At 62.3% G+C, this 23,954-nt stretch carries 25 protein-coding genes and 1 riboswitch; of the genes, 7 read left to right on the plus strand and 18 right to left on the minus strand.

All coding sequences use genetic code 11. The features are described 5' to 3' along the window. Positions 1-267: 267 nt before the first annotated feature. Together AC09SL_RS09140 and AC09SL_RS09145 are read left to right on the plus strand one after the other, a co-directional pair. Positions 268-750: a hypothetical protein gene (locus AC09SL_RS09140; RefSeq protein WP_058544007.1), complete on the plus strand. Its 483-nt coding sequence runs from the start codon at positions 268-270 to the stop codon at positions 748-750. Positions 751-894: 144 nt separating this feature from the next. Next, the gene (locus AC09SL_RS09145; RefSeq protein WP_058544006.1) at positions 895-2,175 is read left to right on the plus strand and encodes an OmpP1/FadL family transporter; all 1,281 of its coding nucleotides are present in this window, start codon (positions 895-897) and stop codon (positions 2,173-2,175) included. Between the two features lie 93 nt (positions 2,176-2,268). Here the strand turns inward: AC09SL_RS09145 and AC09SL_RS09150 are convergent, their stop codons facing one another. From AC09SL_RS09150 to cobO, 13 genes are all read right to left on the minus strand, one after another. Beyond that, complete coding sequence (locus AC09SL_RS09150; protein WP_058544005.1) at positions 2,269-2,820, minus strand: glutathione peroxidase; 552 nt, start codon at positions 2,818-2,820, stop codon at positions 2,269-2,271. Between the two features lie 181 nt (positions 2,821-3,001). After that, entirely contained in the window at positions 3,002-4,210 is a 1,209-nt protein-coding gene (locus AC09SL_RS09155; RefSeq protein ID WP_064107103.1) for an MFS transporter, read from the minus strand. A 52-nt stretch (positions 4,211-4,262) separates the two neighbouring features. Continuing rightward, a complete protein-coding gene (locus AC09SL_RS09160) occupies positions 4,263-4,667 on the minus strand; it encodes a MarR family winged helix-turn-helix transcriptional regulator (protein WP_003204618.1) in 405 nt (134 codons plus the stop codon). Positions 4,668-4,739: 72 nt separating this feature from the next. Beyond that, a complete protein-coding gene (locus tag AC09SL_RS09165) occupies positions 4,740-5,471 on the minus strand; it encodes an adenosylcobinamide-GDP ribazoletransferase (protein WP_058544004.1) in 732 nt (243 codons plus the stop codon). Positions 5,472-5,473: 2 nt separating this feature from the next. After that, positions 5,474-6,049, minus strand: coding sequence for an alpha-ribazole phosphatase family protein (gene cobC, locus AC09SL_RS09170; protein ID WP_058544003.1), 576 nt, complete (start codon positions 6,047-6,049; stop codon positions 5,474-5,476). Continuing rightward, positions 6,046-7,101 (minus strand): nicotinate-nucleotide--dimethylbenzimidazole phosphoribosyltransferase, encoded by a 1,056-nt coding sequence (gene cobT / locus AC09SL_RS09175; RefSeq protein ID WP_058544002.1) that lies wholly within the window; start codon positions 7,099-7,101, stop codon positions 6,046-6,048. The genes cobC and cobT overlap by 4 nt, the downstream gene beginning before the upstream one ends. After that, a complete protein-coding gene (cobU, locus tag AC09SL_RS09180; protein ID WP_058544001.1) occupies positions 7,098-7,619 on the minus strand; it encodes a bifunctional adenosylcobinamide kinase/adenosylcobinamide-phosphate guanylyltransferase in 522 nt (173 codons plus the stop codon). The genes cobT and cobU overlap by 4 nt, the downstream gene beginning before the upstream one ends. A 151-nt stretch (positions 7,620-7,770) precedes the next feature. Continuing rightward, positions 7,771-9,222: a cobyric acid synthase gene (locus AC09SL_RS09185; protein ID WP_058544000.1), complete on the minus strand. Its 1,452-nt coding sequence runs from the start codon at positions 9,220-9,222 to the stop codon at positions 7,771-7,773. Continuing rightward, positions 9,219-10,211, minus strand: a complete 993-nt coding sequence (cobD, locus tag AC09SL_RS09190; RefSeq protein WP_058543999.1) for a threonine-phosphate decarboxylase CobD — start codon at positions 10,209-10,211, stop codon at positions 9,219-9,221. Before cobD ends, AC09SL_RS09185 begins: the two co-directional genes overlap by 4 nt. Further along, the gene (gene cbiB / locus AC09SL_RS09195; RefSeq protein ID WP_057448595.1) at positions 10,204-11,112 is read right to left on the minus strand and encodes an adenosylcobinamide-phosphate synthase CbiB; all 909 of its coding nucleotides are present in this window, start codon (positions 11,110-11,112) and stop codon (positions 10,204-10,206) included. The genes cobD and cbiB overlap by 8 nt, the downstream gene beginning before the upstream one ends. Then, complete coding sequence (gene bluB, locus AC09SL_RS09200; RefSeq protein ID WP_014339739.1) at positions 11,109-11,759, minus strand: 5,6-dimethylbenzimidazole synthase; 651 nt, start codon at positions 11,757-11,759, stop codon at positions 11,109-11,111. The genes cbiB and bluB overlap by 4 nt, the downstream gene beginning before the upstream one ends. After that, positions 11,756-13,153, minus strand: coding sequence for a cobyrinic acid a,c-diamide synthase CobB (locus tag AC09SL_RS09205; RefSeq protein ID WP_064107105.1), 1,398 nt, complete (start codon positions 13,151-13,153; stop codon positions 11,756-11,758). The genes bluB and AC09SL_RS09205 overlap by 4 nt, the downstream gene beginning before the upstream one ends. Before the next feature lie 11 nt (positions 13,154-13,164). Continuing rightward, positions 13,165-13,791 carry a cob(I)yrinic acid a,c-diamide adenosyltransferase gene (gene cobO, locus AC09SL_RS09210; protein WP_189664816.1) on the minus strand — a complete coding sequence of 209 codons (627 nt, stop codon included), beginning with the start codon at positions 13,789-13,791 and terminating at the stop codon, positions 13,165-13,167. An 80-nt stretch (positions 13,792-13,871) separates the two neighbouring features. Then, positions 13,872-14,098: riboswitch (cobalamin riboswitch) on the minus strand. A 153-nt stretch (positions 14,099-14,251) separates the two neighbouring features. On the opposite strand from cobO, the gene AC09SL_RS09215 reads away from it, so the two are divergent. Then, a complete protein-coding gene (locus tag AC09SL_RS09215) occupies positions 14,252-14,836 on the plus strand; it encodes a hypothetical protein (protein ID WP_058542586.1) in 585 nt (194 codons plus the stop codon). A 137-nt stretch (positions 14,837-14,973) separates the two neighbouring features. Continuing rightward, a complete protein-coding gene (locus tag AC09SL_RS09220; RefSeq protein WP_058542585.1) occupies positions 14,974-16,284 on the plus strand; it encodes a PQQ-dependent sugar dehydrogenase in 1,311 nt (436 codons plus the stop codon). Positions 16,285-16,429: 145 nt separating this feature from the next. Here the strand turns inward: AC09SL_RS09220 and AC09SL_RS09225 are convergent, their stop codons facing one another. From AC09SL_RS09225 to AC09SL_RS09245, 5 genes are all read right to left on the minus strand, one after another. Next, a complete protein-coding gene (locus tag AC09SL_RS09225) occupies positions 16,430-16,963 on the minus strand; it encodes a C40 family peptidase (protein WP_058542584.1) in 534 nt (177 codons plus the stop codon). A gap of 165 nt (positions 16,964-17,128) precedes the next feature. Further along, the gene (locus tag AC09SL_RS09230) at positions 17,129-17,755 is read right to left on the minus strand and encodes a C40 family peptidase (RefSeq protein ID WP_058542583.1); all 627 of its coding nucleotides are present in this window, start codon (positions 17,753-17,755) and stop codon (positions 17,129-17,131) included. A 212-nt stretch (positions 17,756-17,967) separates the two neighbouring features. Further along, on the minus strand, positions 17,968-18,672 hold the full coding sequence (hda, locus tag AC09SL_RS09235) for a DnaA regulatory inactivator Hda (protein WP_003178999.1): 705 nt from the start codon (positions 18,670-18,672) through the stop codon (positions 17,968-17,970). 169 nt (positions 18,673-18,841) lie between these two features. After that, positions 18,842-19,915 (minus strand): AI-2E family transporter, encoded by a 1,074-nt coding sequence (locus tag AC09SL_RS09240; RefSeq protein ID WP_058542582.1) that lies wholly within the window; start codon positions 19,913-19,915, stop codon positions 18,842-18,844. Between the two features lie 32 nt (positions 19,916-19,947). After that, positions 19,948-21,006: a DUF2066 domain-containing protein gene (locus AC09SL_RS09245; RefSeq protein WP_058542581.1), complete on the minus strand. Its 1,059-nt coding sequence runs from the start codon at positions 21,004-21,006 to the stop codon at positions 19,948-19,950. 365 nt (positions 21,007-21,371) lie between these two features. Between AC09SL_RS09245 and purM the strand changes: the two genes are divergently transcribed. Genes purM through AC09SL_RS09260 form a run of 3 tightly spaced genes read left to right on the plus strand, consistent with a single transcriptional unit; the run spans position 21,372 to position 23,802 of the window. Then, positions 21,372-22,430, plus strand: a complete 1,059-nt coding sequence (gene purM, locus AC09SL_RS09250; RefSeq protein ID WP_058542580.1) for a phosphoribosylformylglycinamidine cyclo-ligase — start codon at positions 21,372-21,374, stop codon at positions 22,428-22,430. Further along, positions 22,430-23,080, plus strand: coding sequence for a phosphoribosylglycinamide formyltransferase (purN, locus tag AC09SL_RS09255; RefSeq protein ID WP_014339750.1), 651 nt, complete (start codon positions 22,430-22,432; stop codon positions 23,078-23,080). Before purM ends, purN begins: the two co-directional genes overlap by 1 nt. An 8-nt stretch (positions 23,081-23,088) precedes the next feature. After that, entirely contained in the window at positions 23,089-23,802 is a 714-nt protein-coding gene (locus AC09SL_RS09260; RefSeq protein ID WP_058542579.1) for a DUF3108 domain-containing protein, read from the plus strand. Positions 23,803-23,954 lie beyond the last annotated feature (152 nt).

A 23,954-nucleotide genomic window follows, 5' to 3' on the forward strand; every position in this document is an offset into this window, starting at 1 on the left:
AGAAAAGCTGAAACCCCAAAGGCCCCGTCAAAAGCGGGGCTTTTTATTGCCTGGAATTTCTCGATTAAGCGAAACGGCGTAAGTACCAAGGGATATAACAGTTATAACCGCTCGTTGAAGATGTTTTAAAAACAGTCCTTTACAACGTAAATATGACACTACACTTCAAGTCAAGCGGCATGATCCGCTTCCGGCGGGGCCTGGACCGATCCACCGCTGCCAAGCCCACACTCTTCAGGTCCCGCCCATTCACACTTCGAGGGTTTTATGGGTATCGCTGCCAGCGAACTGTGTCGATATGTGATCCGCCCGACACTCCTCTACCTTGAGCGTCATAGCGCAACTGCGGAATCCTTGTTGCTTGGTATTGCTGCGAGCCAGTCAGCCCTGGGTTCAGCCCTGCATGATCGCCGCGGGCACGGCCTGTATCGCATTACCGAGTCTCGACACCAGGCACTCTGGGATCGTTACCTGGCGCTGGACCCAGAACGTGCCAGCCTGGTGCGCGGCCTGGCCAGCCAGCACGCCTTTCTCAGCGGCCCGCATCTGGAACTGACCGTCAACCTGCGCTATGCCACCGCCATTGCCTGGCTGTTGGTAGAGGAACAGAACACCCCGCTTCCCGAAGCCGATGACCTGTTGGGCATGGCCCGCATCTGGCGACAAACCTTTCACCCCCAAGGGCGTCTGCGAGATTTCACTTGCGCCTGGCAAAGCTGTGTTTCACCACTGAACCAGGTCGCTTGCTGACATGAAATTTTGAAAGTTCCTACAACGGTCGCGAATCTGGTCGGATTGTCCTACAAAACCCCTCTAAATCAAGCAATACAGGCTATAGCGCTTGGCCGAAAATGTTGGTAATTTTCGCCCCGGTGATCACCAGGAGTTCTAACAATGAAAAAAATGATGCTCAAAACCACCCTTGGCCTTGCCGTGACCTTGGCATCCACTCAACTTTTCGCCAGTGGCTTTGCCTTGAACGAACAAAGCATCAGTGGCATGGGCACTGGTTTCGCGGGTCGTTCTTCGGTTGCCGATGATGCCAGCACCGTATTTGGCAACCCTGCCGGCATGTCGCGCCTCAAGCGCCAGCAAGTGACCGGTGGCTTCGCCGCTATTGACGCCTCCACTGATATCGACGATGCCAGCGGCACCCAGTCCGGCACCAACAAGGGCGACATGGTCCCACTCACGGGCGTTCCGATGGGCTATTACGTCAAGCCTATCGATGATCAATGGGCTTTCGGCCTGGGTGTCTACGCACCGTTCGGCTTGATCACCGATTATGAAAACGGCTTCCAGGGCGGCAACTTCGGTAGCAAGAGCGAAGTGAAGGTCGTCACGTTCCAGCCAACCGTCAGCTATGCCTTCAACGACAAGGTATCGATCGGTTTCGGCCCGACCATCAACCGTATTTCCGGCTCTCTGGAGTCGACGCTGAACACTCCGTTTTCAGCTAATGACGGCGACGTGAAGATCAAGGGCGACGACATTGGCTACGGCTACAACATCGGCGTGCTGGTCCAGGCGACCGACACCACTCGTGTCGGCCTGACCTACCACTCCAAGGTCAAGTACAAGCTTGAAGGCCACACTGAAGTGAGCCCAGGCGCCGGTACTCCTGCGGCACTTTTGAATAACGGGCGCTACGATGCCTCGCTGGACATCACCACACCTGAATCGGTGGACTTTTCGGTCACCCAAAAGCTCAATGATGCCTGGACCGTTTATGCGGGCAGCACCTGGACACGCTGGAGTCGCCTGAAAGAAATCACCGTGAATAACGAAGGGGTGACAACATCGGGTGGTGTGTTCGCTCCTGCCTTCCTCGGCACCATCACCGAAGAGCAAAACTGGCATGACACTTGGGCCTACGCCATTGGTACTTCCTACCAGTTGAACAAACAGTGGGTACTGCGTACCGGCCTGTCTTTCGACCAGGCACCGACCAACAATACCGACCGCTCGCCACGCATTCCTACTGGCGACCGGACCATCTTCAGCCTCGGTGCCGGCTGGAGCCCGACCGACGACCTGACCATTGACGTGGCTTATTCCTACCTCAAGGAAGAAAAAGTCAACGTCAGCGGCAGCAATGCCCTCGGCCAGTCCTACAACGCCAAATATGAAAACAGCGCCAACGGTTTCGGTGTCGGTGCAACCTACCGCTTCTGATGTTTCACGGCGAACCTGAACCACTCGCCACCTGAAGCAAAAAAAGCCCCGCACTCTGTAAAGAGGCGGGGCTTTTTCGTGGCAGGGCAGGCGTCAGGGTTTGGAGGCAATGGCCGCTTCTACCGCCTTGATGAAATCGGGATCGTCAGGCTTGATCCGGCTGGAAAAACTGGCAACGACCTTGCCCTGACGGTCCACCACATACTTGTAGAAATTCCATTTCGGCGCGCCGGATTGTTCAGCCAGGTGCTTGAACAGCGGTATCGCATCCGCACCGCGTACCGGCTGAGGTTCGGTCATGGCGAAGGTCACGCCGTAATTGACGTAGCAGACCTTGGCAGTTTCAGCACCGTCCTTGGACTCCTGCTTGAAGTCATTGGACGGCACACCCAGCACTTGCAACCCTTGGTCCTTGTAGCGCTGGTTGAGCGCCTCGAGGCCTTTGAATTGCGGAGCGAACCCACAGAAGCTAGCGGTGTTGACCACCACCAGCGGCTTGCCGGCGAAGCGCTGACACAAATCAATGGTTTCCTTGGCCCGCAGCTTGGGCAACGAACCCTCCAGCAACGGTGGGCAACCGGCGGCCCAGACTTGCCCGGTCACAGCCAGCAACAGGGCGGGAACAGCAAACCAGCGCGTCAACATGTCGATTTTCCTTAAAAGCACGTCAGACCACGACGTTACTCGCAGCGTCCGATGCCGTCCATTGTTCAGCAGGTGCCCATGCCCAATTGCATCAAGGCCAACCCGCCCTGATGCCACCCCCACCAGGCAAATGCCAGCAGCAGGCCGGCACCGATAGCGATCAACCACGGGCCAATGCGACTCATGCTGCGCCGGCCTGGACTTGCAGGCGCGCCACCGGACGTTCACGTACTGGCCAATTCAACGCCGCCGCCAACAGGCTGAGCAGGATCGACACCTGCCAGATCAAGTCGTAGCTGCCGGTACGGTCGTATACCACCCCGCCCAACCATCCACCTAGGAACGAGCCCAACTGGTGGAACAGGAACACGATCCCACCCAACATCGAGAGATTTCGCACACCGAACAAGGTCGCCACCGTGCCGTTGGTCAACGGCACGGTCGACAGCCACAGCAAGCCCATCGCCATGCCAAACAGGTACGCCGTCGTGGTGGTCACGGGCAACCACAGGAACAAGCCGATCACCACCGCACGCACTAGGTACAACCCGGTCAACAGGCGTGGCTTGGACATGCGTCCGCCCAGCCAGCCCGCCGTGTAGGTGCCGAAGATATTGAACAACCCGACCAGGGCTAGCACGGTGGTGCCGACGCTGGCTGGCAGGTGCTGGTCCACCAGGTATGCCGGCAAATGCACGCCGATGAACACCACCTGGAACCCGCAAACGAAAAAGCCAACCGCCAGCAGCCAGAACCCGGAATGACTGCACGCCTCACGCAAGGCTTCGACCAGGGTTTGCTCATGGCCGGCGACCGGCAACGGCGCGTCCTTGAGCATGCTCACCAGCGGCACGATCAACGCCACCAGCAGCCCCAGCGCCAACAACGCCGCCGACCAACCGAGCCAACCGATCAGCCCCAACGTGCCGGGCAACATGGCGAACTGGCCGAAGGAACCGGCGGCGCTGGCGATACCCATGCCCATGCTGCGTTTTTCCGGCGGCACAGCCCGGCCGACCACGCCGAGGATCACCGAAAACGACGTGCCAGACAGGCCAATACCAATCAACAGACCCGCACTCAATGACAACGACCATGGCGAGTCAGCCATACCCATGAACACCAGGCCGACGGCATAGAGAACGCCACCGATCAACACCACTTTCGCCGCACCGAAGCGATCGGCCAGCGCGCCGGTGAAAGGCTGCGCCAGGCCCCAGATCAGGTTCTGCAAGGCAATGGCGAAGGCGAATACCTCACGGCCCCAGCCGAACTCGGCACTCATGGGCGCCAGGAACAGGCCGAAGCCATGCCGTATGCCCAGGGACAACGCCAGGATCAGCGCGCTGCCCACCAGGACCCAACCACAGGTACGCCACATCGATGTCATTCTTGTTCTCCGATCGCGGGTATATACCCACTTATTATCGAACAAACCGGCTTCACGCCAGTTCATCCAGCAAGGCCAGCAAGGTCGCACGCTTTTCGGCGCCCAGCTTATCAATCAGTTTCTGCTGCGCCGCTTCCCAGGCCGGCAACGCCGCCGCGAGCCGGGCCTGCCCCGTTTCAGTGAGCACGACGATGCGGTTACGCAGGTCGTCACCCTCGGCCAGCGCCACCAGCCCTTCGCCTTCCAGCACCCGCAGGTTTCGTCCCAGGGTGCTGCGGTCCAGGCCCATGGCCTCGGCCAGGGAAGAAATGCTCGGCTGGTCCAGGCGCGCCAGGTTGCTCAGTAAAGAATACTGGGCAACGTTGATCCCGAAGCCGTCGAGGGCGCCGTCGTAATACCTGCTGACGCCACGAGCGGCACGACGCAGGTTGATGCACAGACATTGGGAAGGAAGCATGATGCGTGTATATACCCGCGACTGAATGAATGCAAATTTAAATGAACACAGCCCTGCCAGCTAGATCCAGATTCAACTCAACACCGACGCTACCAGAACGGCCACTTCCAGCAGCTCCAGCAAGGCGCCCGCCGTATCCCCGGTGCATCCTTGCAGCCTGCGCAGCATCATCCACCGCAACCCGATGAACACCAGCGCGGCAACCACCAACATCCACAGCCCCGCCCAGCCCAACAGCAGCAAGCACCCCAGCGCACAGGCCGACAACACCTGCCAACCCGAGCGTCGCGGCAGGTAATCGGCGAGCGCCTGGCCTAACCCACCGGCACGCACATACGATGTCGTCAGGAATAATCCCAGCAATGCGCCACGCCCCAACATCGGCACGATGAGCAACGCCAAAGCCTGCCCCTGCTCGATCAACGCCACCAGCGCAGCCCATTTGAGCAGCAACACCACCACCAGCGTCACGACGGCAATCGGCCCGCTGCGCGGATCCTTCATGATCAGCAACGTCCGTTCGCGATCGCCGAAACCGCCGAGCCACGCATCGGCGCTGTCGGCCAAACCATCCAGATGCAACCCACCGCTAAGCAGCACCCAGGCCATCAGCAACAGTGCAGCATGAAGCAGCAACGGCGCGCCGAACAATAACGCATCCAACGCCCATAACAGCCCGCCGAACAACAGCCCCACCACCGGATAGAACAACAGCGAACGGCCCAGCTGTTCAGGCTCGGGCATGCCGGGCAGGCGCACCGGCAGGCTGCTGAGAAATTGCAAGGCGATCCAGAAAGGCAACATCGTCAATCCGCCTCTTTGAGCACAGGCCCTGCCGACACCGCCAGGGAAAACAGTGCGCCATGGCAAACCTCGACATTGAGCAATTGCTCCCGAGGCAGGCCTCGGGCCTGGGCCAGCAGCAGGCGCATCACGCCACCATGGCTGACCAGCAAGACTCGCTGTCCGGCATAGGCCGTGTGCAGGCGTTCGACTGCCGCCAGCACGCGGCTGGAAAACGCCAGCACCGGCTCGCCCTCGGGCGGTGTAAAGGCATAGGGATCGGCCCAGAACTGCCCTAGCGCTTCGGCGTCGGTGTCCATCAACGCCGCTGCGCTGCGGCCTTCCCAGGCGCCGAAATGCAACTCTTGCAGGTCTTTGTCCAGCTGCACCGGCACACCGAGTCGGCCACCCAGTTGCTCGGCGAAATGGGCGCAACGCTGCAACGGCGAGCTGACCAGGCGATCCCAGGGCCCGCCTTGGGCGACAGCCGCGTGCATCTGCTCCCAGCCCCTGGCCGTCAAGGCATCGTCGAGGCTGCCGCGCAAGCCGCCGCCCAGCTCGGTTTCGCCGTGACGCAGCAGGTCCAGGCGCAAGGTCATGCCGGACGATCCGCCACGGCCGCTTCGGCAAACGTCGCCATCTGCCCGTGCAGATCACAGGCCAGGCGCAACAGCGGTACCGCCAACGCCGCACCACTGCCCTCGCCCAGGCGCAGGCCTAGCTCCAGCAGCGGTTCGGCACCGAGGGTTTCCAGCACGTGGCGATGGCCCGGTTCGGCACCGCGATGGCCGAACAGCAACCACGGCCGGCACGCGGGATTGAGCCGCACCGCCACCAGGGCCGCGACGCTGCAGATGAAACCATCCACCAGCACCGCGACGCCCTGCTGGGCACAGGCCAGATAAGCGCCAACCAAGGCTGCGATTTCAAAACCGCCGAGGTTGAACAGGGCCTGCAATGGGTCGTCGCCCTGAGCACCGTGCCGCGCCAGGGCGCGCTCAATGACTTGGGCCTTGCGGCTGACACCCGCCGCGTCCAAACCCGTGCCCGGCCCGACCAGATGGGCCAGCGGGCATTCGAGCAACGCGCAAGCCAGGGCACTGGCAGCGGTGGTGTTGCCGATGCCCATCTCGCCACCGATGAACAACTGCGTTCCGGCGGCGACGGCACGGGCCACGCTGTCGCGTCCAGCGTGCAAGGCCTGCTCGCCCTGGCTCGAGGTCATTGCCGGACCATGGGCAAAATTCGCCGTGCCCGGCCCGACGTTCAGGTGCCGTACGCCGGGCAGATCCAGCGAAGGCGTGACGGTGCCCAGGTCCACCACTTCCAGCGACGCCCCCAGCTGCCGCGCCAGGACGCTGATGGCCGCGCCGCCGCTGACGAAGTTGAGCAGCATCTGCCCGGTGACCTCCTGGGGATAGGCCGATACGCCTTCGGCCACCACGCCATGGTCACCGGCAAAAATCGCGATCCACAGCCGCTCCAGATTCGGCTTGACCTGCCCTTGCAGGCCCGCCAGCTGCACCGCCACCGATTCCAGCCGGCCCAGGGAGCCCGTCGGTTTGGTCAGTTGTTGCTGACGGGCCGTAGCCTGCTCCAGGACCTGGGTATCGACGGGCTTGCACGGGTCCAGCCACCAGCTGTGATTCATAACGCAGTACCTTTGAGAGTCAGGGGCAGGCCGGCGACGGTCAACACGACGCGCTGACAACGTTCGGCCAAGGCTTGATGCAGCCAACCGGCTTCATCGACGTAACGGCGAGTCAGCTCGCCCAGCGGCACGACACCCATGCCGGTCTCGTTGCTGACAAAAATGATCTCCCCGGGCAACACGGCCAGGCAGTCCAGCAGTGCTTCGCGTTCGGCGTTCAGTTGCTCGGGGTCGTCGAGCATCAGCAGGTTGGTCAGCCAAAGGGTCAGGCAATCCACCAGCAGGCATTGCCCGGGGGCGGCGTTTTCCTGCAGCACCCGCGCCAGGGCCAGGGGCTCCTCCACCAGCGCCCATTCGGCTGGGCGCCGTGCGCGGTGTTGAGCGACTCGCGCGTTCATCTCGCCATCCAGGGGTTGGCTGGTGGCGATGTAGGTCACTGGCATATGGGTGTCTGTGGCGAGCTTTTCCGCCAGGCGACTCTTGCCGGAACGGGCGCCGCCGAGGATCAGTTGCAGCATGGTGTTTTACCTTTCAAATGGCGGTGTTGCTGCCGGCCCCATCGCGAGCAAGCTCGCTCCCACAGTTGATCTAGGGTGTACATGAATTCTGTGGTCATCAGAGATCCAATGTGGGAGCGGGCTTGCTCGCGAAGGGGCCGGTACAGCCACCTCAAATCCCACAAAGTTCACGCAACACCCCAGTATCCAGATGCCGCTCCACCAGATCCGCCAGCCGCTCGATGTCCCGCTCGCGCAACCCGTGGTAGTCCACCGCCTGCACATCCTGCAACCCGGCCCAGCGCAACAACGCGCTGCTGGCCTGGGGCGATTCGAACAGCCCATGCAAGTAGGTGCCTAACACCTGCCCGTCGAGATTCTGGGCACCGTCGCAACGACCGTCCTCCAGATGCACCGCCGGGTTTTCCAGGGCCGGGCCGGTGGTCACGCCAGCGTGGATCTCGTAACCGCTGACCTCAGCCTCTTCCAAGGCCAGTCGCCCACGCACATTGCGCAATTGCTTCTCGTGTTCCAGCGTCGTTTCGACATCCAGCAGGCCCAGTCCGGCACTGGAACCGGCCGCGCCTTCCAGCCCCAACGGATCGTGGACCTGCTGGCCGAGCATCTGCAAACCGCCGCAGATGCCCAGCAGCTTGCCGCCGTAGCGCAGGTGACGATTGATCGCTGTCTCCCAACCGTTGGCGCGCAGGTAGACCAGGTCGCTGCGCACGCTTTTCGAACCGGGCAGGATGATCAGGTCGGCCGACGGGATAGGCTGGCCGGGGCCGATGAATTGCAAGTCGACCTGCGGGTGCAGGCGCAGTGGATCGAAATCGGTGTGGTTGCTGATGCGCGGCAACACCGGCACCACCACCTTGAGCACCTGTTCAGCCTTGTCGGTTTGGCGCTGGTCGAGGCCGTCCTCGGCTTCCAGGTGCAGGTCCATCACATACGGCAACACGCCGATCACCGGTTTGCCGGTGCGCGCCTCCAGCCAATCCAGGCCCGGTTGCAGCAAGGCGATGTCGCCGCGAAAACGGTTGATGATGAAACCCTTGACCCGCGCCTGCTCGCTGGGCGAAAGCAGCTCCAGGGTGCCGACCAGATGGGCGAACACTCCGCCACGATTGATATCGGCGATCAGCAGCACCGGGCAATCCACCGCCTCGGCAAAGCCCATGTTGGCAATGTCGCCGGCACGCAGGTTGATCTCGGCCGGCGAGCCGGCGCCCTCCACCATCACCACGGGATAGGTCGCGCTCAAGCGCGCGTGGGAGGTCAGCACAGCTTGCATCGCGATGGATTTGTAATCGTGATAAGCCACCGCATTCATGGTGGTCACGGCGCGGCCATGAATGATGACCTGGGCGCCGGTGTCGCTGTTGGGCTTGAGCAGCACCGGGTTCATGTCGGTGTGCGGTTCGAGCCCCGCCGCCTGGGCCTGCACCGCCTGAGCGCGGCCGATTTCGCCGCCGTCGGCCGTCACGGCGCTGTTGAGGGCCATGTTCTGCGGTTTGAACGGCACCACGCTCACACCCTGGCGCCGGACCCAGCGGCATAAAGCCGTGACCAAGGTACTTTTGCCGGCATCGGACGTGGTGCCCTGCACCATCACTGTGGTCATTGAGTGTCCTTGGCATAGGCCTCGAAGGCCTGTTCGAGGCGCAAAAATTCGCTGTCGTCGGCGGGCAGCCCGAAGCGCAGGCTGCTGGTGTTTGTAAACAAGCGCAGGAGAATGCCGCGATGGGCCATGAAATCGTGAAGCCCCAGGGCGTGTTCGGTGACCAACCATTGGAACAATCCGCAGCCGCCCTGCGGCTTGAAGCCGTGGCGTTCGAGCATCAGCGCCAGGCGATCGCTGGTGGCTTCGCAGCGTTGGCGCTGGCGCGCGTGGGCGTCGGTGTCGCGCAAGCACGCCTGGCCCAGCACCCGGGTCGGCCCGCTGACGACCCACGGCCCGACCTGTTCGGCGAGCAACTTGAGCAAGCGGCGTTCGGCCAATACAAACCCCAGGCGAACCCCGGCCAGGCCAAAGAACTTGCCGAAAGAACGCAGCACGATCAACCCGACCAGATGGGTGTGCGCCGCCAGGCTCAGTGCCGGGGTGACGTCCATGAAAGCTTCATCCACCACCAGCCAGCCACCGCGCTGGGCCAGGCGGGCATGCCAGTCCAGCAAGCGCTCGGGCGCAAGGCTCAGGCCGGTTGGGTTGTTCGGATTGACCACCACCAGCACGTCGAGGCTGTCGAGAAAGAAATCCACCTCCGACTCCAGCACTTCGCGCACGATGTAGCCGCTGCGGCGCCAGGCTTCGGCGTGCTCGGCGTAACAGGGCGACAAGACACCGACCTTGCCGGCCCGGCGCAGACGTGGCAGCAGCTGGATGGCCATCTGCGAACCGGCCACCGGCAGCACATCCAACGCACCGTAGTAATCGCAGGCAGCCTGTTCCAAGCCGTCATCGGTTTCCGGCAGGCGCGCCCAGGCCCGCAGGGGAATCGCCGGGACGTCGAACGGCCACGGCGCCAGGCCGCTCGACAAGTCGAGCCAGTCAGCCTCGGCAATGCCGTATTGCCGGGCTGCGTTGCGCAAACGGCCACCGTGCTCAAGCATAAAACTCAGCTCCCAGGCAGAGAATCAGCAGCCATAACCATACGCCGCGCTGGACCAATTGCCAGCCGCGATCAATAGCGTCCGCACTCGCCGGCACGCCCTCGCCCAGCGCTGGACGTTGGTGCAGTTCGCCGTGATAAACCGCCGCCCCGCCCAACTCGACACCCAGCGCCCCGGCACCGGCGGCCATCACCGGCCCGGCGTTGGGACTGTCCCAGGTCGGCCCCTGGGTGCGCCAGCACTTGAGCGCCAGACGGGTTTTGCCGAGCAGCGCGTAGGTCAGCGCCACCAGGCGCGCCGGAATGTAGTTGAGCCCATCATCGATTTTTGCCGCCGCCCAACCGAAGCGCTCGAAGCGTTCGTTGCGATAGCCCCACATGGCGTCAAGGGTATTGCTCAGGCGGTACAGTACCACCCCGGGCGCGCCGGCCACGGCGAACCAGAACAGCGCGGCGAACACCGCGTCACTGCCATTTTCCAGCACCGACTCGGTGGCGGCGCGGGCCACGGCAGTTTCATCCAGTTCAGCCGTTTCGCGGCTGACCAGATAGCCGACACGCTTGCGCGCCTCGTCCAGATCACCGCTGCGCAACGCCCGCGCCACCGGCTCGACATGTTCACCGAGGCTGCGCAGGCCGAGGGCACAGTACAAGGCGAGGATCTCCACCAGCCAGCCCACCATCGGCGCCCACGAAAGGGCCGTGGCGAGCAAGGTCAACGGCACCACGGCGATGATCCACGCCGTCACCCCATGGCTGCGCCAACCGCGACCTCCGGAATTGAAACGTTGTTCGATGCGATCGGCAAAGCCGCCGAACGCCACCAGCGGATGCCAGCGCCGGGGCTCGCCCAGCAGCGCATCCAGCGCCACTGCGGCAGCACTGAGCAACGCCACGCTCATGGGCTCACTCCCCAATGGTTTTCATACAGCAGTTCATTGAGCGGACGCGGTTGCGCCCAGCCCTCCAGGGCGAGCATCGGCGCCGGGTAAAAACCCTCGACCGGCCCCAGGCAGAGGATCGCCAGCGGCTTGGCCCCGGCGGGCAGGCCCAGCAGGTCGGCCAGGGCCTGGGGCTCGAACAGCGACACCCAGCCCATCCCCAACCCTTCGGCGCGGGAGGCCAGCCACAGGTTCTGGATCGCGCAGGACAGCGAGGCCAGGTCCATTTCCGGCAAGGTCCGACGACCGAAGATGTGCCGCTCGCGATCCTCCATCAACGCCGCCACCAACACTTCGGCGCAGTCGTCGATACCTTCGACCTTGAGCTTCATGAATTCATCGCTGCGCTCGCCCAGGGCCTCGGCGGTGCGAATGCGTTCCTGCTCCACCAGCTCGCGGATCTGCCCACGCAAGGCGCGGTCACTGATGCGGATGAATCGCCACGGTTGCATCAGGCCGACGCTAGGGGCCTGGTGCGCGGCTTCCAGCAGACGGCGAAGCAAGGCCGGCTCAACCGTGCCACCGATGAAATGGCGCATGTCACGGCGTTCGGCGATGGCGCGGTAGATGGCGTCGCGTTCGGCTTGAGAGAAAGCGGTGTCTGTCATGGCCTCTTCGCGAGCAAGCCCGCTCCCACATTGGCTAGCGTTGCACTTGAGATCACTGGGTCCCCTGTGGGAGCGAGCTTGCTCGCGATAGCGGTCTCAGGATCAGGCGCAAACAACGCAGCAATCGCCTTGGGATTGGACGGAAAATAAAAATGCACATAGGAAGCCGTCATCCGCCCCTGCCGGAACACCGCTTCCGCCCCACGCCCGCCGTTGGGGCTATGGCCACGGGCAATCGGTTCGAGTTCGGTACTGGTCAGCGAATGATGATAGGTATGCCCACGCAAGGTGCCTTCCGGCAAGTCCACCGATTGCAGCGCCAGGGCCGCCAAGCGCTTTTGCATCTGCGCATCGCCAGCCAGCAAACCCAGCAGTTCGGCGCGCACGCCTTCGACATCGGTCAATGAATCCAGCAGATACAACATGCCGCCGCATTCGGCGAGCAACGGTTTATCGGCTGCGTGATGGGCACGGATCGCCGCGAGCATCGGCGCGTTCCCCGCCAACGCAACGTGGTGCAGCTCTGGATAACCGCCAGGCAGATAAAGGCTGTCCGCCTCGGGCAGTTCGCTGTCATGCATCGGCGAAAAGAAGCTCAACTGCGCGCCCACGGCTCGAAGCAGATCAAGGCTCGCGCCATAAGTGAAGGCAAACGCTTCGTCACGGGCCACGGCGATGCGCACACCGGCGAGCCACGGCTCAACGGCGATCACCTCGGGCGCGGCGAACTCCACCGCTGGCGGCAGCGCCACTTCGCAACTGCCGGCCAGGGCCTCGGCGGCCGCGTCGAGGCGCACGTCCAAGTCGTTCAACTCGCTGGCCTGGACCAACCCCAGATGACGGCTGGGCAATTCGATGCCGGTTTCCCGGGACAGCGCGCCGTACCAGCGCAGGCCTTCGGTCAGGCTGCCTTCGAGCAATTGCGCGTGGCGCAAGGTGCCGACCCGGTTGGCCAGAACCCCGGCGAACGGCAGGTCGGGTTGATAACGGGCCAGGCCCAGGGCCAGCGCGCCGAAGGTCTGGGCCATGGCCGTGCCATCGATCACCGCCAGCACCGGCACGCCGAAATGTCGCGCCAGGTCGGCGCTTGACGGGGTGCCGTCGAACAGCCCCATCACCCCTTCGATCAGGATCAGGTCCGCTTCGGCAGCGGCTTCCCACAATAGTCGGCGACTTTCCTGCTCGCCAACCATCCACATGTCCAACTGATAGACCGGCGCGCCGCTGGCCCGCTCCAGGATCATCGGGTCGAGGAAGTCCGGGCCGCATTTGAATACGCGCACCTTGCGCCCCTGGTTACGATGCAAGCGGGCCAGCGCAGCAGTCACGGTGGTCTTGCCTTGGCCCGAGGCTGGCGCTGCGATCAGCACCGCCGGACAGTGGCGGCGGGTCATGGCGGGATCGCTCACAGTTCGACGCCTTTCTGCGCCTTGATACCCGCCTGGAACGCATGCTTGATCATGCCCATTTCAGTCACGGTATCGGCCAGCTCGATCATCTCGGGCTTGGCGCCGCGACCGGTCACCACCACGTGCTGCATCGGTGGGCGAGCCTGCAGATCGCTCAGCACTTGATCGAGGTCGAGGTAACCGTGCTTGAGGGCAATGTTCAACTCGTCGAGCACCACCAGGCCGATGGACGGATCACTGAGCAACTGGCGCGATACTGCCCAGGCGGCTTCGGCGGCAGCGATGTCGCGCTGGCGGTCCTGGGTTTCCCAGGTGAACCCTTCACCCATGACGTGAAAGCGCACCTGCTCCGGGAAACGACGGAAGAACAGTTCTTCACCAGTGCTGTTGCGCCCCTTGATGAACTGCACCACGCCGCATTGCATGCCGTGGCCCATGGACCGCGCAAGCATGCCGAACGCCGAGCTGCTCTTTCCCTTGCCGTTGCCCGTCAGCACCAGCAACAAGCCGCATTCATTTGGCGAGTTGGCGATGCGCTCGTCGATCACGGCTTTCTTGCGCAGCATGCGCGCCAGGTGGCGTTCGTCGCGATCAGACGTATCGGTGATGAGGGAGTCGGTCATGGGAAGCCTCCGTTTTGGATTGGATAACGGCGGGCGGGCACAAAAAAAGACGGCAACAAGCCTGGCATCGCCCACCGTGATGCCGTTGGATGAATCAGGCCGGTCTCCGGGCTCATGAGCGGCGTGGTGCCTGGCTGCGCGCCTTCCCATGTCTGCGACACAGTGGTTAGTGGCCTGCGTGGCCACAAAGCGCAGCGTTGACTCATTTACCGTTGCGGGGGCAGCGCCGGGTTCGTGTGCACTCACCGGCTTCCCTGTTTCACTCTGTCGACCGCAGCCACAGAGCACCTGAAACAAGCCGCGAAGGTTAGAGGGTTGGGGGTGGAGCGTCAATTAAAGCCGCCTGTCGGGGCAATCATTGGCGCCGATCAATAAAATGACGCCAATCTTGTGTGATTCTGCAGCAAGTGATATCAAAGCGACATTACGACCCGATATCACAACAACAAGAGGGCAAAACATGCAAGGCATGCTCATCAGCAATCCGAAATTGGAATTCCTGCGCCCGATGCTGGAACGCTGGTTTGACTGTATCGACCGCTACAACGCCGTACGTGGCGATAACGACACGCCTTACTGGTTCGATGAAAAAGCCAACCTCGGATTGCTGTCGGCCGCCGCCTGGATGGCTGAGATGGTCACGCTGCAGAACGCGCCGACCCGCAAGCAGAATGAAGAAGGCGAACGCAACGTCAGCGCCGATCTGTTCATCGCCAACACCGAGGAGCGCGCCTTCATCCAGGCCACTCAGCGCTGGCCCAAGGTCAATAACCTGAACCTGACGCAGCCGCTGCTGGAAGCCACCAGCGATGCCAAGCGCATCAGTTATGCCAGCGACCTGAAGCTAGGCTGCCTGTTCGTCTCGCCGCAAAAAGCCCAGCAAAGCGCCACGCCCGAAGAATTGCAGGACATGATCGACGACCTGCAGAAGGAAAACACCTGCGCCGTGGCCTGGTACTTCCCTTACGCCTACCGCAAGTTGCGCAACGAAGCCGGTCATTACCATCCTGGCATTGCGGTGCTGTTCAAACAGGCCCACGGTTGATTCATTCGACAAGGAACTGTGCAAGCAAGCTCTCACAGGGAGCTTGCTTGCCTGGCTGACCGGGCCTACCCGCGGTTGAACCATCACGCGTCTACGCTCCTCTATGAATAACTACATGCATTCATAGGGAAGCCAGCATGCTCAAGCCACCTCATCTTCTGATCGTCGCCCTTGCCGCCGGACTTGTCGCCTGTGGCGAGTCGTCCACCTTGCAAGTGTCCGACGGCACCGGTCCAGCGCCGAAACTGCCCGAGCCGAACAAGACCCTCATCCCCACCGTCAACATCGCCGAAGCCATCGGCTGGCCGCAAGGCGCCAAGCCGACCCCGGCCCAGGGCCTGCAGGTGGGCGCGTTCGCTGAAGGGCTTGATCATCCACGCTGGCTCTATGTGTTGCCCAATGGCGATGTGCTGGTGGCCGAAACCAACGCCCCGCCCAAGCCGGACGATGCCAAGGGCATCCGGGGCTGGGTGATGAAAAAAGTCATGGGCCGAGCCGGTGCCGGCGTGCCCAGCCCCAATCGCATCACACTGCTGCGCGATGCCAATCACGACGGCATCGCCGAAACCCGCACGGTGTTCCTGGAAAACCTCAACTCACCGTTCGGCATGGCCCTGGTCGGCAATGACCTGTACGTGGCCGACACCGACCGGCTGATCCGCTTCCCTTATCGGGACGGTGACACGCAGATCAAGGCACAGCCGACCAAGGTCGTCGACTTGCCGGGGGGCTCCATCAACCATCACTGGACCAAGAATGTGATTGCCAGCCGCGACGGCAGCAAGCTGTACGTCACCACTGGCTCGAACAGCAACGTCGCGGAAAACGGCATGGAGGCCGAAGAAGGTCGCGCCGCCATCTGGGAAGTGGATCGTGCCAGCGGCAATCACCGCATCTTCGCCTCGGGCTTGCGCAACCCCAACGGCCTGGCTTGGGAGCCCCGCAGCGGCGCGCTCTGGACAGCGGTGAACGAGCGCGATGAGATCGGCAGCGACCTGGTGCCGGACTACATCACATCGGTCAAGGAAGGTGCCTTTTATGGCTGGCCTTACAGTTACTACGGGCAAAACGTCGATGTCCGGGTCGAACCACAGAACCCGGCCCTGGTGGCCAAGGCCATCGCCCCGGACTACGCCGTCGGCCCTCACACCGCCTCATTGGGCCTGACCTTTGCCGAGGGCAGCACCTTACCTGCACCGTTTACCGAAGGGGCCTTCGTCGGCCAGCACGGTTCCTGGAACCGTAAGCCCCACAGTGGTTATAAAGTGATTTTCGTACCATTCAACGGCGGCAAGCCGGTGGGGCAACCCGTGGATGTGCTGACCGGCTTCCTGAACGCCGACGAAAAAGCCCAGGGCCGGCCAGTGGGCGTGGTGATCGACAAGCAAGGCGCGTTGCTGGTGGCCGATGATGTGGGGAACAAGATCTGGCGGGTGTCAGGTAAATAAAGCGACACCCCCCTTGTGGCGAGGGGATTTACTCCTGACCTGTGGGAGCAAGGCTTGCCCGCGATGAAGGCGATGCGGTCTCTCAGAGATCGAGCCGCCTGTTTCGCGAGCAAGCTTTGCTCCCACAGATCAGGGCAACAACAACTCAGGGATTACGCGCCAGATGCTCCGGCTGCAACACACGCTTGGCGCCCAGATAGGCCTTCTGCCAATAGGCCTTGGACAGGCTATCGAGCTTGACCGTGCCGCCTGTGGCCGGCGCATGGACAAAACGGCCCTCACCGACATAGATCCCGGCATGGCTGACCTGGGAGCCGCCGTTGGTGGCGAAGAAAATCAAATCGCCAGTCTGCAAGGCTTCCTTGCCGACATCCGGGGCACGCATGCCGATCATCTCGCGGGTGGAACGCGGCAGGGAAATGCCGGCAACGTCGCGGTACACATAGCCAATCAGGCCACTGCAATCGAAACCCGAATCCGGCGTGTTGCCGCCCCAGCGATAAGGCGTACCCACCAAACCCAGCGCCCGGAAGAGCACGTCTTCGGCGACCGGGGAAAAGGATTGCGAGGGTGCAAAGACCACCGGGGCCCGCACTGGAGCAGGCGGCGGAGTGCGGCTGGCGCATGCGCTGAGCAGCGCGGCAAGAAACATTAGAGCGAGGCGGGCCGACGTCGACATATGCAGAACAATCCTGATCTGGATGCGGCTTTTCTGCCGTGGACATGAAAACAAATCCGCCCGCGGAGTACGCAGGCGGATTGCCATCAATCAATGATCATGGATTCTAGCGGCTATGAGGCAAACTTCAAGTAAGACTTTAAGTTTGCCTTACAAACTGTGCGCTTACTTGCGAGCAGTGACCACAGTCGGTGCCATGGCGAGGGCGCGCTTGGCTTCGATGAAGGTCTTGCTCCAGTAGCTGTCGCCCAGGTTGTCGATCCGCACGCCACCGCTGCGGCGGCTGCTGGAATGGATGAACTGGTTGTCGCCCAGGTAGATACCGGCGTGGCTGACGCGACCGCGACGACCGTTGGTGCTGAAGAACAGCAGGTCACCGGGTTCAAGTTGGTTGCGAGCCACCAGTGGGGCGTTCACGTTGATCATTTCGCGAGTGGAACGCGGCAGGTTCATACCGGCCTCTTCGCGGAACAGATAACCGATGAAACCGCTGCAATCGAAGCCGGCTTCAGAGGTACCGCCGAAACGGTAGCGGGTACCGATCAACGACATGCCGCGCTCCAGGATGCTGTCGGCCAGTACTGGAAGCTGGTAAGGCTTGCTGTCGGTGAAGGCTTCGAGCTCTTTGTCGGAGGCCATTTCTTCCTGGAGCGCAACGGAGGAAGACTGGGCGGTAACGGAGTTCTTGACCTGTGGTTGTTGCTCTTGCTGGGACACTGGGGAGTGGGCAGCGCAACCAAACAACAGGGTAACGAGTGCGAGAGGCACGAGGGGTGCGAAGCGACTTAGCATGGGCACGACCGTGGCTGAAGTAGTAAAGATGGCGAGACTATGCCTTCTATCAACCTCATTTGCAAATTCAATCGATGCAAATGTGACTTCTCGGTTTTACGTTTACATCTAAGCGCTTAAGCCCATTTTGAACGTCACATGGCCTGCAGCCCGGCAGGACCGTGGGTTCCGTTGCGCCAAAAGAAGGCCATGAGCCACTACCTGCAACGGTTCTACCAGCCCAGGGTTTCTTTCAAAAAAGGAATAGTCAACTTGCGCTGGGCCTGGAGTGAGGCCTGGTCGAGGCGTTCAAGCAGCTCGAACAATGCGCTCATGCTGCGGGTACCCCGGGTGAGGATGAAATGCCCGACTTCGTCGGTCAGGTGCAGGCCACGCCGGGACGCGCGCAACTGCAAGGCGCGGAGTTTGTCTTCATCGGACAGCGGGCGCATCTGGAAAATCAGCGCCAGGGTGAGACGGGACTTGAGGTCCGCCAGCTTCACCGGCAGCTCCCGCGGCGACGTCGACGCGGCGATCAGCAGACGCCGACCGCTGTCGCGCAACCGATTGAACAGATGGAACAGCGCTTCTTCCCAGTCAGCCTTGCCGGCCACGGCCTGGAGATCGTCCAGGCAGACCAGTTCGTACTGTTCGAGGTTGTCGAGGATCTCGACGCCGCGGTCGAGCAACTCGGCCAACGGCAGGTACACCGCCGGTTCGCCCAATTGCTCGAACCGCAGGCACGCGGCCTGCAATAGATGCGTGCGCCCTACCCCGTCCTTGCCCCACAGATAGATCAGGCTTTCGGTCCAGCCGGCGTCGGCTTCGCAAAGCCGCTCGACATAGCCGAGTGCTGCGGCATTGGCGCCTGGGTAGTAGTTGATAAAGGTGGCGTCATCACGCAGACGCACACCTAGGGGCAGCTGAATCGGTTTCATGCTGACTGAACAGTTCCTCGGGAACCGTTAGTGGCCTCTGTGTAAAGTGAGCAAAGTTTATACCCGTGGCGCGGACCGCACAATGCGCCGGACCACGAGCAAAATCAAAGGTTTGCAGCGGCAAGGGCACGCAGCGTCAGTTTCCCTGACACTCCGCCCGCCATTCGCTCTAAAGATCAGGGTCTTCAACGCCGCTATAGATATCTGAATCCTTGTACAAATCGTGCATATGGCGCACCAGCACCATGATCACCGCCGCCACCGGTAGCGCCAGCAGGATCCCGGTGAAGCCGAACAACTCGCCCCCCGCCAGGATCGCGAAGATCACCGCCACCGGATGCAGGCCAATGCGATCGCCCACCAGCAGCGGCGTCAGCACCATGCCTTCCAGGGCCTGCCCGATCATGAACACCGCGACGATGCCCACCATCGGGTACAGGTCGCCACCGAACTGGAACAACCCGGCGATCAACGCCGCGCCAATCCCAATCACAAAGCCCATGTACGGCACGATGGCGGCCAGGCCGGCGATCAAGCCGATCAACAGCCCCAACTCCAGCCCCACCAGCATCAGCCCTGCCGCATAGATGAAGCCCAGGGCCACCATCACCAGCAGTTGCCCGCGCACGAATGCACCCAGCACTTCGTGGCATTCGCCGGTCAGGGTCATGATGCGTTCTTCGCGATGACGCGGTAGCAGGCTGCGAATCTTCGCCATCATCAGGTCCCAATCCCGCAGCAGATAGAAGGCCACCACGGGAATCAGCACCAGGTTCGCCAACCAACCGATCAACGCCAGGCCCGAGGCCGTGGCCTGGCTCAGGACTACGCCAACGATGTCAGAAGTCTGGCCCATGTGCTCGCTGATGGCCGCCTTGACCTTGTCGAACCTCCAGAAACCGTCCGCCAACCCCAGCTTCGACTGCACCCACGGCACCGCGCTGTGCTGCAACCAATCGAGCATCTGCGGCGCCAATTCGTACAGGCGCACCAGTTGCTTGGCGAGCATCGGTATCAGCACCAGCAGCAGCGCGCTTACGATCAGCGTGGCCAGCGCGAACACTGCCACCACGCCCCAGGTCCGCGACAGACCGAGTTTTTCCAGGCGATCCACCACCGGGTCGAACAGATAGGCCAACAACAGCGCAACCAGGAACGGCGCCAGGATCGGATGCAGCAAATAGATAAGCGCAATCAGCAGGGCCACCCCGCCCAACCAGAACCAACGCCGCGTATCGCCCATGAACCACTCCTAGCTATATAAAGAAAGAAAACCTACCAGCGGAACCGCAGATTGGCTGCCGGCGCCGGCAAAGGTGCTGCAACCGGGGCCGAGCCATCGGCGGCGGGCGGCGCCACAGGCAATGGCGCAACGTCTTCGCCGGGCGGGATCTCCTGCAGTTTCGCCAGGGCCAACTGCGCCTTAAGTTGTTCGGCACTGCCGTTGACCCGATAGAAGATCCGGTCGCCTTCAACCCGCTGCAACTGCCCACCGAACGGTTCGAGCAGGCGTCCAAGCGCCGCGTAACGCTCCAGGTTCATGCCCTGCACTTCCAGCAGTTGCTCGGTGGCCACGCCCGGCTTGGTGACGAAGCGCGGCGCCAGGCGCTGGCTCACCGCAAGCATGACCGCGTCGGCCAGGGCCGCAGCATTGGCACCCTGGGCAGTGCCCTGCTCGCGCTGATCGCCCAGCCACAGGCGCCAGGTGCCGTGCCACTGCTCGCCTTCTTCCTTGGCATGGACCGCCAGCAAGGCGTCTGTTGCGTAGCGCTCCGAGGCATCGCGCAAAGGCGCCGGGTCACTGCCTTCCAGGTTCGGCGCGGTGGCAACGATCTGCTCGCTCAAGTCCGCCAGTGGCAGGTGCAATGCCAGGCCTCGATGCTGGGCGGCACGCCGCAATGGTGTGGCGCTGGCCTGGCCATCGCCCACCAGGCTGGAGCCCTCGACCGAGTCGTTCAGCCACCAGCCCAGGATCGATGGCCGATTGGCGCTCCACAGCGACAACCCTGCCGAGCGCAGTGCCCGGTCGGTGCTCGTCGGGTCGAAGTCCACCTTGAGGCTTTCCGGCGGGCCGGCGTCGTAGCCATATTGAAGAATGATCTGCTGCGGGTCCTGGCGCAGTGCCGCCAACCCGGGATTCTGGGCAGCCTTGGCGTCGCCGGTCAGGCGCAGCACCAGAGTATCCAGGGCGCGCAGCGTCGCCTGGTTGCGCTCCTCCGGTGTTTGGCTGGTGACCGGTTCGAGCACCTGATAGAGACCATTGACGGTTTCGGCATGGCTCGCCAGGCTGATCAGCGACAAGCAGCTCACGGACAAGAATTTGAACAAACGCATGGAAGATTCCCGGACATAACGGCTGGAACAGGCCGTGTGAAGAAGATTGAGCATGGCTGTGACCACAGCACCCGGCAAAACATTCACACGCCCGGTGGAAGTTTCGCACGGTCATCACCATAACCGGTTACCGCTACACCTTATACAGACGCGCTACGCAGTACCAATATAAGAAATATCGGTTTTTTTCCGTGGATATGTCCCTGCCCGTCGGCGCGAGGATGGCCGCTGCCCCTCAAGCCTGATAAAATCGCGCGCCTTCGCAGACCGGCAATGGCTGGGCACCTGGAATAATTCGTACAACGGTTATTCAATGGCCCCGGCGGTCGGTCGTTACCCAGAAATCCCCCCTAAAGGCCTGGATCATGAGCAAGCAACCCTCCCTGAGCTACAAGGACGCCGGTGTAGACATCGACGCCGGTGAAGCATTGGTCGAACGCATCAAGAGCGTCGCCAAGCGCACTGCGCGTCCGGAAGTCATGGGCGGCCTGGGCGGTTTTGGCGCCCTCTGCGAGATCCCGGCCGGCTACAAGCAACCGGTCCTGGTCTCGGGCACCGACGGCGTTGGCACCAAGCTGCGCCTGGCCCTGAACCTGAACAAGCACGACAGCATCGGCATCGACCTGGTGGCCATGTGCGTGAACGACCTGGTGGTCTGCGGCGCCGAGCCCCTGTTCTTCCTCGACTACTACGCCACCGGCAAACTGAACGTCGACACTGCCGCCCAGGTCGTGACCGGCATCGGCGCCGGCTGTGAGCTGTCCGGCTGCTCCCTGGTCGGCGGCGAAACCGCTGAAATGCCCGGCATGTACGAAGGCGAAGACTACGACCTGGCCGGCTTCTGCGTCGGCGTCGTGGAAAAGGCCGAGATCATCGACGGCTCGAAAGTCGCCGCCGGCGATGCCCTGCTCGCGTTGCCGTCCTCCGGCCCGCACTCCAACGGCTACTCGCTGATCCGCAAGATCATCGAAGTCTCGGGTGCCGACATCGAAAACACCCAGCTCGACGGCAAGCCACTGGCCGACCTGCTGATGGCCCCGACCCGTATCTACGTCAAACCGCTGCTCAAGCTGATCAAGGACACCGGCGCCGTCAAGGCCATGGCCCACATCACCGGTGGTGGCCTGCTGGACAACATCCCGCGCGTCCTGCCAAAAGGCGCCCAGGCAGTGGTCGACGTGGCGAGCTGGACCCGCCCGGCGGTGTTCGACTGGCTGCAAGAGAAAGGCAATGTCGATGAAACCGAAATGCATCGCGTGCTGAACTGCGGCGTGGGCATGATCATCTGCGTGGCCCAGGAGCACGTCGAGACGGCCCTGAACGTACTGCGTGAAGCCGGCGAACAGCCTTGGGTCATCGGCCAGATCGCCACCGCGGCCGAAGGCGCTGCACAGGTCGAGCTGAAAAACCTTAAGGCGCACTGATGTCCGCAACCTGTGACGTGGTGGTGCTGCTGTCCGGCACCGGCAGCAACTTGCAGGCCTTGATCGACAGCACACGGACCGGCGACAGCCCGGTCCGTATCCGCGCGGTGATTTCCAACCGCGCCGATGCCTACGGCCTGCAACGCGCCAAGGAAGCGGGCATCGATACCCGAGTCCTGGATCACAAGGCGTTCGAAGGCCGCGAAGCCTTCGACGCCGCGCTGATCGAACAGATCGACACCTTCAATCCGCAACTGGTGGTCCTCGCAGGCTTCATGCGCATCCTCAGCGCCGGCTTCGTGCGTCACTACCAGGGCCGCCTGTTCAATATCCATCCCTCGCTGCTGCCCAAATACAAAGGGTTACACACTCACCAGCGGGCGCTGGAGGCCGGAGACACGGAGCATGGCTGCTCGGTGCACTTTGTCACCGAGGAACTCGATGGCGGACCACTGGTCGTACAGGCAGTAATACCGGTAGAGTTGCACGACACGCCGCAAAGTCTGGCGCAACGGGTCCATGCCCGCGAGCACCAGATCTACCCGATGGCCGTGCGTTGGTTTGCCGAAGGAAGGCTGACCCTCGACGATCGCGGTGCCTCACTGGACGGCCAGTTGCTCGCCGCCAGCGGCCATTTGATTCGATACTAGGAGATTTTATGCGTCGCGCCCTGCTCTTCGCTTGCGCTCTGCTTGCCCTGCCCCTGGCACAGGCTGCAGAACTTCAACCATTCTCCGCCAGCTACACAGCCGACTGGAAACAGTTGCCCATGAGCGGCACCGCCGAGCGCAACCTGACCAAGGAGGCCAACGGCACCTGGAAGCTGAGCTTCAAGGCTTCGATGATCATCGCCAGCCTGACTGAAGAAAGCACCCTGACCCTGGACAAGGACACCCTGCTGCCGCAGTCCTACCACTTCGAACGAGGTGGCCTGGGCAAGGCCAAGAAGGCCGACCTGGACTTCGACTGGAACACCAAGATGGTTACCGGCACCGATCGCGGCGACGCGGTCAAGCTGCCGCTCAACCGTGGCATGGTCGATAAATCCACTTACCAGTTGGCCCTGCAGCACGACGTGGCAGCCGGCAAGAAAAGCATGAGCTATCAGGTCGTGGACGATGGCGAAGTCGATACTTATGACTTCCGCGTCCTGGGCTCTGAAAAGGTCGACACCAAGGCCGGCCAGATCGACGCCATCAAGGTCGAGCGCGTGCGCGACCCGACACAAAGCAAGCGCATCACCGTGCTCTGGTTCGCCAAGGACTGGGACTACCTGCTGGTGCGCCTGCAACAGGTCGAGACCGACGGCAAGGAGTACAACATCATGCTCCTGGACGGTACGGTCAACGGCAAGACCGTGAAAGGCAGCTGATCGACGCCGATAACAAAAAGCCCCGCACATGCGGGGCTTTTTGTTGCCTGGATTTCATGGCCACCCGCTCCCACAGGTATTGGCCTTCATCATGAGCATTGTGTCCCACATGAAATCTTCTTCATGAAAGCCCCCTGCGACCGAATGCCGCG

The sequence above is a fragment of the Pseudomonas sp. PF05 genome (assembly GCF_056521845.1).